15 protein-coding genes, 1 tRNA gene and 1 pseudogene are annotated in these 14,043 nt (G+C 38.8%); 11 read left to right on the top strand and 6 right to left on the bottom strand.

Going from position 1 to position 14,043, the window contains the following annotated elements; all coding sequences use genetic code 11:
- Positions 1 to 116 precede the first annotated feature (116 nt).
- A complete protein-coding gene (locus tag QOS06_RS08675; RefSeq protein ID WP_225432490.1) occupies positions 117 to 365 on the top strand; it encodes a hypothetical protein in 249 nt (82 codons plus the stop codon).
- Between the two features lie 36 nt (positions 366 to 401).
- Here the strand turns inward: QOS06_RS08675 and QOS06_RS08670 are convergent, their stop codons facing one another.
- A complete protein-coding gene (locus QOS06_RS08670; RefSeq protein ID WP_078009381.1) occupies positions 402 to 1,109 on the bottom strand; it encodes a Bax inhibitor-1/YccA family protein in 708 nt (235 codons plus the stop codon).
- Between the two features lie 137 nt (positions 1,110 to 1,246).
- Here QOS06_RS08670 and QOS06_RS08665 point away from each other — a divergent pair, with 137 nt between their 5' ends.
- The 5 genes and pseudogenes from QOS06_RS08665 to QOS06_RS08645 all read left to right on the top strand — a co-directional run bounded on the left by QOS06_RS08665 (position 1,247) and on the right by QOS06_RS08645 (position 5,998).
- On the top strand, positions 1,247 to 1,702 hold the full coding sequence (locus tag QOS06_RS08665) for a GNAT family N-acetyltransferase (RefSeq protein WP_003670666.1): 456 nt from the start codon (positions 1,247 to 1,249) through the stop codon (positions 1,700 to 1,702).
- Positions 1,692 to 2,724 (top strand): annotated as a pseudogene (locus QOS06_RS08660) (DUF3114 domain-containing protein). The gene QOS06_RS08665 and the pseudogene QOS06_RS08660 overlap by 11 nt, the downstream one beginning before the upstream one ends.
- A gap of 136 nt (positions 2,725 to 2,860) precedes the next feature.
- Positions 2,861 to 4,390 (top strand): glutamate--cysteine ligase, encoded by a 1,530-nt coding sequence (locus QOS06_RS08655; RefSeq protein WP_191338665.1) that lies wholly within the window; start codon positions 2,861 to 2,863, stop codon positions 4,388 to 4,390.
- Between the two features lie 104 nt (positions 4,391 to 4,494).
- Complete coding sequence (locus tag QOS06_RS08650; protein WP_191338666.1) at positions 4,495 to 5,430, top strand: lactate/malate family dehydrogenase; 936 nt, start codon at positions 4,495 to 4,497, stop codon at positions 5,428 to 5,430.
- Positions 5,423 to 5,998: an LOG family protein gene (locus QOS06_RS08645; RefSeq protein WP_191338667.1), complete on the top strand. Its 576-nt coding sequence runs from the start codon at positions 5,423 to 5,425 to the stop codon at positions 5,996 to 5,998. The genes QOS06_RS08650 and QOS06_RS08645 overlap by 8 nt, the downstream gene beginning before the upstream one ends.
- Positions 5,999 to 6,198: 200 nt before the next feature.
- On the opposite strand, the gene QOS06_RS08640 is transcribed toward QOS06_RS08645, so the two are convergent.
- On the bottom strand, positions 6,199 to 6,561 hold the full coding sequence (locus tag QOS06_RS08640; RefSeq protein ID WP_003670659.1) for a DUF4828 domain-containing protein: 363 nt from the start codon (positions 6,559 to 6,561) through the stop codon (positions 6,199 to 6,201).
- Positions 6,562 to 6,721: 160 nt separating this feature from the next.
- On the opposite strand from QOS06_RS08640, the gene QOS06_RS08635 reads away from it, so the two are divergent.
- The 4 genes from QOS06_RS08635 to wecB all read left to right on the top strand — a co-directional run bounded on the left by QOS06_RS08635 (position 6,722) and on the right by wecB (position 10,387).
- On the top strand, positions 6,722 to 7,741 hold the full coding sequence (locus QOS06_RS08635) for a Gfo/Idh/MocA family protein (RefSeq protein ID WP_003670658.1): 1,020 nt from the start codon (positions 6,722 to 6,724) through the stop codon (positions 7,739 to 7,741).
- 11 nt (positions 7,742 to 7,752) lie between these two features.
- Entirely contained in the window at positions 7,753 to 9,054 is a 1,302-nt protein-coding gene (locus QOS06_RS08630; protein ID WP_191338668.1) for a DEAD/DEAH box helicase, read from the top strand.
- A 59-nt stretch (positions 9,055 to 9,113) separates the two neighbouring features.
- Positions 9,114 to 9,186, top strand: a tRNA-Arg gene (locus QOS06_RS08625).
- A 79-nt stretch (positions 9,187 to 9,265) separates the two neighbouring features.
- Positions 9,266 to 10,387: a non-hydrolyzing UDP-N-acetylglucosamine 2-epimerase gene (gene wecB / locus QOS06_RS08620; protein WP_191338669.1), complete on the top strand. Its 1,122-nt coding sequence runs from the start codon at positions 9,266 to 9,268 to the stop codon at positions 10,385 to 10,387.
- A gap of 51 nt (positions 10,388 to 10,438) precedes the next feature.
- On the opposite strand, the gene QOS06_RS08615 is transcribed toward wecB, so the two are convergent.
- From QOS06_RS08615 to QOS06_RS08605, 3 genes are all read right to left on the bottom strand, one after another.
- Entirely contained in the window at positions 10,439 to 10,891 is a 453-nt protein-coding gene (locus QOS06_RS08615; protein ID WP_191338670.1) for a UCP014422 family protein, read from the bottom strand.
- A 94-nt stretch (positions 10,892 to 10,985) separates the two neighbouring features.
- Complete coding sequence (locus QOS06_RS08610; protein ID WP_003674779.1) at positions 10,986 to 11,423, bottom strand: GtrA family protein; 438 nt, start codon at positions 11,421 to 11,423, stop codon at positions 10,986 to 10,988.
- Complete coding sequence (locus tag QOS06_RS08605) at positions 11,416 to 11,874, bottom strand: flavodoxin (protein WP_191338671.1); 459 nt, start codon at positions 11,872 to 11,874, stop codon at positions 11,416 to 11,418. The genes QOS06_RS08610 and QOS06_RS08605 overlap by 8 nt, the downstream gene beginning before the upstream one ends.
- A gap of 113 nt (positions 11,875 to 11,987) precedes the next feature.
- Here QOS06_RS08605 and map point away from each other — a divergent pair, with 113 nt between their 5' ends.
- Positions 11,988 to 12,845 (top strand): type I methionyl aminopeptidase, encoded by an 858-nt coding sequence (gene map, locus QOS06_RS08600; RefSeq protein ID WP_003664420.1) that lies wholly within the window; start codon positions 11,988 to 11,990, stop codon positions 12,843 to 12,845.
- Positions 12,846 to 12,908: 63 nt separating this feature from the next.
- Here map and QOS06_RS08595 read toward each other — a convergent pair whose 3' ends face one another.
- Positions 12,909 to 14,030: an aminotransferase gene (locus QOS06_RS08595; protein WP_139561381.1), complete on the bottom strand. Its 1,122-nt coding sequence runs from the start codon at positions 14,028 to 14,030 to the stop codon at positions 12,909 to 12,911.
- Positions 14,031 to 14,043: the final 13 nt, after the last annotated feature.

The raw sequence follows: 14,043 nt of genomic DNA, 5'->3' as shown, positions 1-14,043 counted from the left end.
GGTTCGTTCAGAATCGGTAGGGTAAGTATGCGATGTTTCCAGAATCTCCCACTTCAAGCATTAAACCGTAGGTTTAGCTAAGTGGGAGTAGTTCAAATGGATTTGCCCTCGTATTTATGGTTGAAATTGCAACGGATCACCTTTTAGGGTTAAAGATGACTTTTAAAGGGCTATTATTTGAATTATTAGATGAAGTTTTACGAGAACGTTTTAAATTTTTGCCAGATAATGGGTGGGTAATTTGGCTATTACTTACGGTTACAACTGGTACATACACATTAATTCTTATTCGTCACTATCCGTGTATTAAAGAGGCATTAGTGCGGAAAAAATATACTAAGAAAAAACGGTCAGGAAAAAACTAGCATTTTTTCGCTAACCATTTTTGTTATTTAATGTTTTTATCTTTCATTACTTGATCCAAAAATGTCTAAGAAACTAATAAAGAGATTAATAAAATCAAGGTAAAGCTGTAATGCACCAAGGACAGCTAGCCCATTGGATGATACTTGACCATTACACTCGGTATAGATATTTTTCATTCGTTGCGCATCCCAAGCTGTTAATGCCGTAAAAATGATTACTGCAACGATTGAAAGCAGATAATTAATTATTGGACTTTGCACAAAAAAGTTAACCAGCATGGCGATAATCATGCCAATTAAGGCTGCACTGGCATAAGAACCAAGTCGCGTAAAATCACGGTGAGAAAAAGTACCAATAATCGCCATTGTTAAGAATACACCCGCTGAGGAAACGAAGGCTGTTGCAATATCAGTACCAGCATAAGCGCCTGCGATAAAAGCAAAGGTAATTCCGTAGACGATCGCTGTTAAAATTAATAGGAACAGACAAAGACCAGGACTACGAGTAGCATTAAAATTAATCCCAAACGTTAGGATAATTGGCAAGAGGATAATTAACCACATTCCCCAGCGGTTATTGACCATAAAAGCAGTAAATTGCTGAGCGAAAACAGTCATTACGAGCCAAGCGGTTAAGGCAGAAAGCAATACTGCCAGGGTCATTAAACCATACATTTTTGTTAAAAACTTATTTAAGTCGGTAATATCAACAACGTTTCGACGATTAGGTGAAAAATTATCCATTATTGAACGCTCCCTTAATAAATAAATCCTTACCTTTATTATATTCCATAAATTTAATAATAAAATTGCTTTGCGGGAAAATTATGCTAACTTACTAGTTTTTTGTATAATATATAAAATTATAGGAGGGATAAATTATGCAATGGTTTGATAAACAATTTACTGAACTAACAGTTAATGAACTTTTTGCCATTCTTAAGTTACGAGCACAAGTTTTTAATGGAGAACAACAGAGTTCCTATCCTGATCCGGATGATAGTGACCCACTTGCGCACCATGTTTTTGCGACTACTAATGGTGAAGTAGTTGCTTATGCACGTTATTTTATTCAGAATGATGTTGTAACTTTTGGTCGCGTAGTTGTGGCTCCACAAGCACGCGGGATTGGTTTAGGTGGAAAGATTATTGAACATTTATTAAGTGGAATCAAAGTGAATTTCCCCAACTTTAAGATAACTATTCATGCCCAAGCCTATGTTGAGGACTTTTACAAAAAATATGGTTTTGAATCTGTGGGTGACCATTTTATGGAGGCCGAGCGCGAGCATGTTACGATGGTTCATGAACCGTTAAATGATATTTATGACAAATAACATGATAAAAGCAAATCAAATTGGTTCCGTTAATTATATAAGAACCTTGAAACAAAGCGGTCTTAACGCTCATGAACAGCTTGATTTAATTATTAATCACCATTTACAAGCTTATATTGATAACTATGGATTTCTTCAATTTTCACCAACTGTATATCAATTTTCACCTCAGTTAGCCCCTACCAGTTTTTTTCTATCCTTATTTTCGTGATCTAGTTGTGACGGCTTATTCAGGGAAGAAAGGGCTAAAAGCAGATTTGTTAGGACGCAAAATTCATTTATTTCGCAGTTATCTTGATCGGCAAAACATCACTTTTATTCGCCAATATCAGCGTCCCTCTCTTTCACCAGAAGCGACAGATTTTCAACGATTGCTTTCCTATGCCCACGATAATCACTTTAAATTAGACTTTAAAACTGGTGCTAATTACCATAATCGTTATCATCATAAATTTGCTTACCCCTCTAATATGAAGGTTCAATTAGTTCGTAATTCGTATCGTCGGTATGCTAATCCAGCCCGAATGATTGAATTTATTGTTGATATCGAAACAGGAAAGTTTGTTAGTCAATGGAATATTTATCGCTTTGATAACCAAGGAAGAGTTGATTCAGACCCCACGCATTATTCGACCAATCAATTACGGCAAATCGCTGATACAGAATCTTTTAACTATGGAATTCCCTATGGAGAGTATTATGTAACTGGTAAATATCGTCACACTCATCAACGTCTTGATATTACTCAACCGACCGATAGTCAGCTTCGAAGGGTCGCTAAAAAATATTGGCAGGCACCTATTGATTATGATGATGGCGGTAATTATGCTGACTTAGTAAGAAATATGCAGGATGTTATAGCATGGCGGGGTGTTCCGGATTCGCAACGAATAAAGATTTATGCTGATTATGTCAATTCATTAAGGGAACATCAGTGTAAAAATAGCGGAATTAATCATTTCTTTGCTAAGAATAAAGCATATCAGCAATTTTGTGTTCCTTGGTGGCGGAGATTGATATAATTAAGGACAGAAAGCGTTAATCTATTTTGAAGTGATTATCCAGTAAAATAATTAAGTTATTATTGTCTATTATATTTCAAAAGTGTTATGGTTGAATTTGAATAAAATTAAAATGATTGATTGGAGGGATTCTTGGATGGGAACCGATTATGATCAACTTAAAGCAGCTTTAAAAGAACCGTCATTAAATGCCAAACTTTTTTCTTCACAGTTTGGTTTAGAGGCAAAGAAGCACCGAATTTTGACCAATGGGCGGGCAAGTCGTTATCCATATCCTGAAAATCTGCGTTCACGGCAATATAATATTTATTTGAACTCAGGCTATACGGATGACATGATGGACTTTGAAACGGGTCCAGTTGTTGGGGCTAAGAATGCAGTCCGGCAATTAAAAATGTTAGAGCAGATTGTTATCTCACATTTACGGAGTGATGAACGATTATGGCCGTTAAGTATGGCGCCAGGACCGACTTATCAGCATGACCTTGAGTATTTACAAACTGCATTTACTAAGAAATGGGACCAAGGGACTCATGATTATCTAGGGAAGAAATATGGTATTGTTCAAGAAATTTTAGGGGATGTCCATGTTAATTTTAGTTTGGATGGTGAATTAATCAACGAGATTTATCATCGTTTTTATGCGGACCGGTATCCAAACCGCATTGATTTTCAAAATCATCTTTACTTTAAATTAGCGCAAAAATTCTACCTTTATCAATGGTTATTTACGTACTTATATGGAGCAAGTCCGGTTTCTGAAGATATGCCACATAGTATTCCAGAGGATTTGGAGTTGCCAGTTCGGAGTTTGCGTTGTAGTGATTATGGGGATGATAACTTTACCAATGAGCAAGTTACCTATACTTCATACGACCAGCATTTTGCAGAACTAAAGCACTTTATGGATAATGGCACTTACTATAGTATGAAGGAATTCTTTGGCCCAGTACGATTACGGCGGCATAACCATGATATGCATGATATTGATGGGGCCTTACATAAGGGAATTGATTATCTTGAATTTCGTAATTTTGACCTTGACCCGTTGTCGCGAACAGGAATTAGTGATGATACGATTAACTTCCTTGAATTAATGCTTTTAAATAGTATTCTTTCACCATTACCTGATAATTTGGAGGAACGATTAGCGGAAGCAAAAAAGCGGAATAATGAAGTGGCCTTACAAAAACCAAAGGAACAATTACCGTGGATGCATGAAGAAGCAATGCAGTTAATCGCAGAGTTGCAAAACTTTATTGTTGAGTTTAATGCTCCGCGAGAATACCAGCTTGCTTTGAAGTTCGTACAACGACGAGTGGATGATCCTTCGCTAACCCTTAGTGGTCAGTTAGCAGATCAACTTGAAAATGGTAATTTATTATCATTTGGGTTAAAAATTGCCAATGATCGTTACACGAAAAATATTAATTTCCAACATCCGCTGCAAGCAGTCAGCGATGTTTACTCAGACGATGTTCAACAATTGGTTAAAGCTGCCATTGAGTTAGGTGTCCAAATAGACTTGCAACCAACGCAAGTAGTATTACATGTAGGAGATCATCAAGAAAGTTATAATGCTCAAGCAACTTTTGATTTCTCAAAGGGTGCCCGTGATGTAATTCTTAGTGATTTCCCAGAAGTTCAGGATTTTCAGGAAAAATAAAAGAGACTGAGGAGATTATTTCCTAGTCTCTATCTTTTTAAAGTAGGGTAATAACCTTATCTTCACTTTCGTTATTTCCCGGGAAATAGAAAGAAGAGCTAAAAATGAGAAAGATTGGAATTATTGGTCTCGGTCATGTGGGTGAAATGTTAGCCAACCAGTTGGTAATGAACGGAAAAGTTGACGAATTAGTTTTGATTGATGACAAAGATCAACTAGCAATTGCAATTCAGGCCGATTTAAATGATGCGCAGACGGTCTTGGCGACTCATACAAAAATAATTATTCAAGATTATGCTGCCTTAGCCGATGCGGATGTTCTTATTACAGCCTTTGGAAAGAGTGCTTTGATGAAGCAACAACCAATGGCTGAGCTTGAGACCAGTTATCAGCAGGCCTTACAAGTTGGTAATAAGATTTTTAAGAGTGATTTTAGTGGGATCCTAATTAACCTTACTAATCCTAATGAGTCAATTACTGCTGTTCTCCAGCAAAAAGTTGGCTTACCGCAAAAACAAGTAATTGGGATTGGCACAGTTGTTGAAACCGCTCGCCTTTATCGGGCAATTGCAGAAACCGCAAAGGTCGCTGCTGCTAATGTAACTGGCTTTGTCTATGGTCAGCATGATGGCCATCAAGTATTCGCTTGGTCAACTGTTCGCGTAAATGGCCAGCCCTTAACCGCGGCAATCAATGGCCACCACTTAGATCAAAGTCAGCTTAAAATTCAGGCGAACCTTAGTAATTGGTACACTCTTGATGGGTTAGGGTATAATGTTAGTGCTGTTACTGCCTGGACTCTCCGAATTATTACGGCGATTTTCGCGGATGAACAATTAGCGTTGCCAGTTGCAATTTATCAGCCGCAATATTCCACTTACATCAGTTTTCCAGCGTTAATTGGTCGTCAAGGAATTGGCAACCTTCTGCTCTTAAAACTTTATCCATTGGAAGAAGAAGAGATTAAGAGTGCGGCAGCAACAATTAAGCATCAATTAGATTCTCTAAAAAATATTAAAGGGGAGTGGTTGTATGATTAAACGAATTGCAGTCTATTGTGGTGCACGTGATGGTAATGATCCGGCATTTAATCATGAAGCACACCGATTTGGTGAATGGTTGGTCCAACACGATATTGAATTGGTTTATGGTGCCGGTGCGTTTGGCTTGATGGGAACCCTTGCTCGGACAGTCTTAAAAAATGGCGGCGTTGTTCACGGGGTAATAACTACTGAGCTGGCTGATCGTGGAGCCATTTATAACGAATTAAAAGATGTAAGAATTGTCCCTAATATGGATATTCGCAAGCAAACGATGATGGATCTTGCGGATGGTCTATTAGCTTTTCCCGGCGGCTTTGGGACATTAGAGGAAATTACCGAAGCCGCTTCATGGACAACAGTTGGGGATAATCATAAGCCCGTTGCTTTTTACAACTTTAATGGCTTTTATGATTCGTTAAACGATCTATTTAAGCAAATGAATAAGGCGGGCTTTGTAGAAGATCCTTATTTGAATAGTATCTGTTTTAGTGACCAGTTTGATCAGATTTTGGCATTTATGCAAAACTATAAGGCACCAGCACATCGTCAGTATGCTCGAAAATAATTTAAAAAACGTGAGTGGGAATTAACTTTCTCGACAAGGCGGTGGGCTAAGAATAGAACGGTGATTAGCACGGCACGGGCTGATTATCGTTCGGACTTAGCCTCGAGCCTTGTAGTTAATTTCCACGATATCGTAACAACATTCGTATAAAAAAATGAGGCCGTTGAAAAAACAAAAGTTTTTTCTCAGCCTCGCAAACATTATTTTAATGGTTGAATAGTATAAACTTGGTCATCAGCTTCATCGGTTAATGAAACTGGCCGTTGTTCATTTGCCCGAATAGTAATGTGATAGCCAAACCGATCAAGGAAAACTAACTTATCAGGTTTGATTTGCTGAACCGTTGCCGGAATGATTTGGTTATCGATGCCGAGCTTTAATTCAGGAGAGATAGTTATTTTATGAGAGCGATCTCGTTCTTTATCATAATATTGCCATGTGCCCGCATAAAAGATAGGTAACGAAATCGTATTATTGCTTTTCTTTGCGCGACTGAACCCTAAAGTACTGGTGAGTCCAGCCATTAGTCCCGCGCCGAAAAGTAACATTCCTTTTTTTCTCATATTTTATCAGTCTCCTCAATTAAGTGATAAGTCATTCTATAACATAACTAATTATACACACATTTCTATTATCAGAAGATTTCATTTCTGTTAAAAACGCGCAATAATTGTTAAAATTAGATGTAAGCAAAGAAATATTTGAAAAGGAAGAGTTGATTTTATGTTAAAACTTGGTGTTATTGGAACAAATATTATTACTGATCAGATGTTAGATGCAGCCAAGAAAACAGGAAAATATGAATTGACAGCTGTCTATTCTCGGACATTAGAACATGCTGAGAAGTTTGGCAAGCCATATGGAGCAACTGAATTTTACGATGACATTGATAAGTTCTTTGAAGAGGGCGATTTTGATGTCGTTTATATTGCTTCACCAAATAGTTTGCACTACCAACAAGCACGGAAAGCAATTGAAAACGATAAATTTATTATTGTTGAAAAGCCAGCCTTCGTAAATCCAAGTGAATACAGTGCGATTGAATCATTATTGGCAGCCCATCCTAAGGCACGTTTGGTTGAAGCAGCTCGTCATATCCATACCAAGATTTATCAAGCTGCCTTGAAGAAAGTTGATGAGATGAAGGAACATTATATTCAAGGAGCAACCATCACTGTAATGAAATACTCATCACGTTTTGATAAAGTTCTTAATGGCAGTGAACCATATCCAAATATTTTTACCCTTAAGTATGCTGGGGGAGCTTTAATGGACCTCGGTGTATATGCTGTATATGGGGCCGTTACTATTTACGGTGAACCAGAATCTGTAGTTTATTTCCCAACTCTGACTAAAACTGGGGTTGATGGTAAAGGGGTTGCAATTCTTAACTATGACAAATTTACTGTCACTCTCAACTTTGGTAAGACAGCTAACTCCCACCTTTATTCTGAAGTTTACGGCTTGAAAGATACTTTAGTCTTTGATAGTATTTTTGATACGCGAAAGGTTACTTATTATGATGCTGACCAAAATGCGCACCCAATCGAAGCGCCCGTTGAAGAAAACTCAATGACTGATGAAATGAATGATTTTGCAGACCTCTTTAACAATCCTGATGATGAAGAAGAAATGAAGAAGTACAAGCATTGGTTAGAATTATCTAAGACGGTCAACTCAGTTATGTACTCCCTTCGTCAATCTGCTCAACTAGTTTTCCCATCTGATAACGATCAAGAATAGGATGATTTAATTTGATCGAACAATTTCAAAAACACTTTGATGAAAAATACAAGCAACCAACAGCAATCCAAAAAGCAGTTGCGCCGGCATTAAAAACTGACCAATCTGTCCTTGGAATAGCACCGACTGGCTCTGGTAAGACCCTAGCCTTTACGTTGCCACTCTTGCCTAAGATTATGCCAGGCGAGGGAACTCAATTATTGGTTCTCGCACCTTCACAAGAATTGGCAATTCAAACAACCAAGGTAATCCGTGAATGGGCAACTTTAATTGGCGTTAGCGTTCAATCCCTGACAGGGGGGGCAAATTTACGGCGACAAGTTATGAATTTACACCAACACCCTGATGTCGTAGTAGGGACACCTGGACGGGTACTCCATATGCTTGATAACCATCACTTAAAACTCGGCCATTTAATGACAATGGTTATTGATGAAGCTGATGACATGCTTCAAGACGATACTTTAGCTGTCGTAGAAGATATTGAGCGTGCGACCCCGTTATCTACTCAACTAGCATTCTTTTCTGCTACAAAATCTCCTGTTCTGGATGAATTGAATGTGATGTTTGGTCGCGATATTGAAACTATTGATGTTCGTGATGAGGATATTTCTCAGGGACCGGTAGAACATGGTTACTTAAGTGCACGAACCAATGCGCAAAAAGCAGCAACTTTACGTCGGCTGACAAGTATTAAAGATTTTCGGGCGCTTGTCTTCTTCAACAGTACCCGCACCCTTAACTATGCTGCAAGTCGGTTGCGACACGAACATGTTCCGGTAGATACCTTGGGTGGTAGACAGAAACAAGTACAACGTGAAAAAGCAATGCGGATGTTTCGGAAGCGACAAATCAAGTTATTGTTGACAACGGATTTGGCAGCCCGGGGCATTGATATTCCTAAATTGCCTGCTGTTATTAACTTTGACTTGCCAACATCGCTCAATACTTATATTCATCGGGTTGGTCGTACTGGGCGACAAGGAGAACCAGGGTTAGCACTTAGTTTAGGTGATGATCATGATATTCGTGACCTTAAGAAGTTGCTTGCTGATAGTGACTATGAACTAACTAAGCTCTATATTGGTGATAATAAATTAACCAACCAGAAACCAGAAGAAGGGCAACGGGTAGTTTCAATCAAAAAACAGGCTAGTCGTCACCTACAAAAAGAACAATTAAGTGGTGAAACCCATAAAAAGATGAATCAAACCCTTAGTGGATTCTCGAAGCCAAAGAAACGGCGGAAGAAAAAGAATCGCAAAAATAAAGGAATTCGTTTGAAGCATCGTCGTAAAAATAACGAAAATTAAAAAAGAATAATTATCGTCTTTACGAAATCCTTCGTAAATGCGATAATATTCTTTAGTTTGGTCCTATAGTATAATTGGATAGTACATCCGCCTCCTAAGCGGTCGATTCCGGTTCAAATCCGGATGGGACCATTTGATAATGCACTGTCGACGTGATTGCTTTGTTTAGTGATTACGTCTTTTTTATTAGAAACTGAAGGGAGAGTCGTTAATGCAACCACCATATAAAATTATGTTTTTGTTTGGTACGCGGGCTGAGGTTTTGAAGTTGGCACCGATCATTAGATTGATGCATCAAAATCCTGCGACCTGGCAGCCGGTTCTTGTTGCAACGGGAAATTCACAATTATTAAACGACACGTTGGCATATTTGGATTTTCAAATTGATTTCAGTGTTGATTTATCGAACGCAACAAGCACAAATGAAGTTGAGTTGTTGAGCCAGCTTTTACATAACTTAAATAATGTGATTAATGCCGGACAACCAGATATGATCATTGTGGCTGGTGATGCTACTACAACTTTAGCTGCCAGCTTAATTAGCTTTTATCATCATATTTCACTTGGCCATGTCGAAGCTGGTTTGCGTACCTATGAACGGTATTCGCCATTCCCTGATGAAATGCATCGGCGCCTTACAGATAATCTAGCAGACCTTTATTTTGCGCCAACAACAAGTGCCCGCGATAATTTATTGCAAGAGCACCATCCAGCAAAACGAATCTATGTTACTGGAAATACTTCAATTGATAGTGTGAAGCATAATTTACAAGAAGATTTTACGCATCCTTTACTGCAGTCCATCCCAGCAGATAATCGGATTTTATTAATGACAATGCGGCGCAAAGATAACCTTGGTGCCCCCATGAAGCGTGTTTTCCATACAATGCGTGATATTGTGGAAACTAATAGCAATCTTGACCTGATATTTCCTGTTTATCCTCATCCAGAAGAAGAATCACTGGCTAATGATATTTTAGGAGACCATGACCGAATTCATCTTATTGCACCATTAAATCACCATGATTTCTTAAATATTGCTGCCCGGAGTTCGATTCTGTTAACTGATTCAGGCGGTTTGCAGGAAGAAGCTCCAGCATTGCATCGCCCTCTTTTGCTTTTACGTGATGAAACAGAACGTCAGGAAGCGGTCAGCCAAGGGGGCGTAAAAATTGTTGGTACTGATCCGACAACGATTCAACAAGCGGTTTTTGAATTGTTAAATGATGAGAAGAAGTATCGGCAAATGGAACTAGCGGAAGTACCATTTGGGGATGGACACGCAAGCGAAAAGATTCTTAAAATTGTTGAAAAATACTTATCACAACAATAAAAAAGGTGAATAAGAGAGCTTTTATGTAAAAGAGTAGTCTCTTATTCACCTTTAGTTTGCTTTAGGTGGGCGTAATGATCCACGTTTAACGTTAATTGGTAATTGCTTTAGGGTATCGTAAACATGATGAAGTTCCGTCTCTGCTTTCTTCTTACCAATTCCTTTAGCAGTCATAACAGTATCAGCAGCTTGCGCATAATTACGCTTATATTCTTGATTGATTTTATTCCAATCAACTCCAGCGAATTGTTGAGCTAATTCCTTATCATAGGGTAACTTTCCCTGAAGCATCAGAACCACGATTCCAGGATAACCAAGATAGCCTTGCCAGTAAGAGGCATTGTCATTTGAAGTATAGGTATTGTCGTGAAAGGTAACGGTATAAGTTTTCGTTTCATTAGAAGAGGTTACGAGTGCTTGATCGTTTTCAAGTTTAACGTGATTGTCAGCAATTGCTGTATAAGCTTCTAATATTTTTTCAATTGGTGGAAATTTCTTCATCATTTTAGGTCAGTCCCTTCTTCATATTTATTATAGTTGGGATTCTCAAAATAAATAAAAAATTCGCACTGTAAGTTTACAGTCCGAATCCTATCATTTATTTATCTGCAATATCACGGTTATCTTTGAAGATTAACCACTTTGAGAAAATATAATTAGCAATTACCACAATGACATTATCAATAAATTTAACGATAAATTGTTGGAGAGGTGTATCGAATTTTAAAACTTTGATACCTACATACGTAATTATTAAATCGATAAATAAAGTCAATCCACGATAAAAGAAAAATCGGAAAATTTCAACAATAAAGTCACTAACGGTAGTGTAATGGGAACCAAATACCCAGACTTTATTGGTAAAATAAGCAACTAATACGGATGCAAACCACGCAATTACAGTTGCAAGGGCAACATTCCAGTGAAGTCCAGGACTCAAAAGCTGGAACACTGCTAAGTTAACCACCGTTGTGACAACGCCCCAGAAAAGGTAGGCGATGATTGACTTATATTTTACCCACAGATCCTTAATCATTCAGTTTAGCCGCCTTTTCTACTAATTGCTTAGTGAAGGCATCGAGCTTTTGAATGTCTTCTTCATCTGGTGCGAGGTTGATTTTAATATTTTCAGCGCCCTTAGTTGCCCCTGTCTTGGCAAGGGCATCCCCAAATTTATCGACGGCGACACAGAAGTCATCCCCATAGAAAGTATCACCAGAGCCGGCAACTCCGTAAACTTTGCCTGCTAGTTGTTCTTCTTGCAAGTCTTCATAAAAGTCAATTCCTTCTTCTGGAAGAGCTCCCTCATCGTAAGTGTAAGGACAGATCACACAAATATCAGCTTCTTCAAAGTCAGCTGGATCAGCCATTGTCATTTCAACTTCATCGACTTCTACTCCTAAATCTTCAAGAGCGTCAGTAATAATGTCCGCAACGTCTTCATTATTACCGGTAATGGTTGCGTATACTACAAGTGCTTTTGCCATTTTATAACCTCCATTAAATCTATAGCGTTCATATAGTATAGCACGGTTTGCGATATCAGGGCAGACAAGTGGTATACTATTTATGTTAAATTGTAAATAAGGAGATCGCGAAAATGATTAGTTTAAAATCACCTCGAGAAATCGATGCAATGGAAAAGGCCGGGGCAGCCTTAGCGGCAATGCACCTTGGCCTTCGTAAAATTATTAAGCCAGGCATCTCAAGTTGGAAGATCGAAGAATTCGCTCGGAAGTACTTCAAGGCTGCTGGAGCAAAAGCTGAACAAATTGGCTTTGAAGGATACAAGTACGCTACCTGTGTTAGTGTTAATGATGAAATTTGTCACGGATTCCCTCGTAAGAAGTTAATCTTAAAGAAGGGCGACTTAGTAAAGGTTGATACGGTTGTCAGTGTCGACGGTGCTTTCAGTGATTCTTGCTGGAGCTATGCGGTAGGAGAAGTTTCCCCTGAAATCCAAAAGTTAATGGACGTTACTAAGAAGTCACTGTTTATGGGAATTGACCAATGTGTTCCTGGTAACCGGATTGGTGATATTGGTGCGGTGATTCAACACTACACAGAAGATGAGAATGGCTATGGGGATGTCCGTGAATTTGTTGGTCACGGTATTCAACCAACGATGCATGAAGATCCAATGGTGCCTCATTACGGCGAACACGGTCAAGGAATCCGTCTTCGTAACGGGATGACCATTACTGTTGAACCAATGATTAACACTGGTACTTGGGAAGCTGATACCAGTGATCCAAGTGGTTGGCTTGCCAAGACTGCTGATGGTGGTTGGAGTTGCCAATACGAACATACCTTAGTTATTACGAATGATGGTCCGAAGATTTTGACGTCTCAAGATCCAGAAGCAGATGCTGATTACATGTACGATGATAATTATGCTAAGTACTTAGACCATTACCGTGAGATCGCAGAAAAGGTTGCTAAGCAGTTTGAAAATTAATCGCTAGCAGTAAAAAGGATGTTAGAAAACTTTTGCATGTTTCTAACATCCTTTTTTGTAACGCTAATCATATTGATGCATATACTTTGAAAGCCGCTTTAAGCCTTCTTTTAAAGTTGCCTCTGGTGCGCAGTAGCCGAGGCGAACGTGACCTGGAGTATCAAAAGCATCGCCGGGCACGAGGAGAACCCCTTCGTCATGAAGCAAGTTTTCACAGAAGGTATGAATATCAACCGGCACGTCAAGCTTTGGAAAGGAAGTAGAGACTGCTTGTGGCATGATGACACTTGCTCGGTCTTCATGATCAATCCAATCCTTATAAATGGCGAGGTTGCCAAGAACTAACTTCCGGTTCCGGGCGAGAACTTGATCACGATGACGTAAAACATAGGTGGCGAGCTGGTCGTTAAAGACTCCTCCACAGATCATGGTATAATCACGGAACTTACGGAAGACATCGGCAACTTCAGCGTTAGTCGCAGTCCAACCGATCCGAATCCCGGGGACTGAATAAGTCTTTGAAAGAGAATTAGTAGAGATTCCCTTATCATAAAGATCAATAATCTGCGCAAATTTTTCAGGGTGATCGAGGGGCAGGTAGACTTCATCAACAAGAACATAAGCATCAACTGACTTAGCAATTTCAACAACTTTTTCGAGAAACTCTTTATCAAGAACCGTTCCCGTTGGATTATTTGCGTTGTTTAGACAAATCATTTTAGTATTAGGTTTGACCAGCGCTTTTAGGTCATCGATTCGTGGGTACCAGTCATCTTCTTCATGAATATGCCAGTAATCAACATCTGCACCTAATGATTTAGGAATGTCGTAGAGTTGTTGGTAAGAAGGGTATTCGGCAATTACATGATCACCGGGATTGATCAAGGCATAGAGAGCTAAAATATTTGCTCCTGTGGCACCATTTGTTTGCAAGATATTTTCCGGATCAACATGGTGATATAGTTTAGCAACTTCTTCTTTGAACTCGGGTGATCCTTCAATCCACCCGTAGTTCATTTGCTGCTTATCAAGCATCTCATAAAACTCTTCGCCATTGTTACCATCTAAATTTAAGAGATCGTGCATACTCAAAGAGGCGATTGTACTTTGTGAAATATCATAAGTCGCGCTCTTTTCCCACTTATTTAGCCATGCTTCGACACCAAAATGTGCTATTTCTACCATGATCTTTTCCTCC

The sequence above is a fragment of the Limosilactobacillus sp. DJ3M12 genome (genome assembly GCF_947381695.1).
GTDB classification, from domain to species: Bacteria; Bacillota; Bacilli; order Lactobacillales; family Lactobacillaceae; genus Limosilactobacillus; species Limosilactobacillus kinnaridis.
This window is presented reverse-complemented; position numbering and strand designations above follow the sequence as displayed.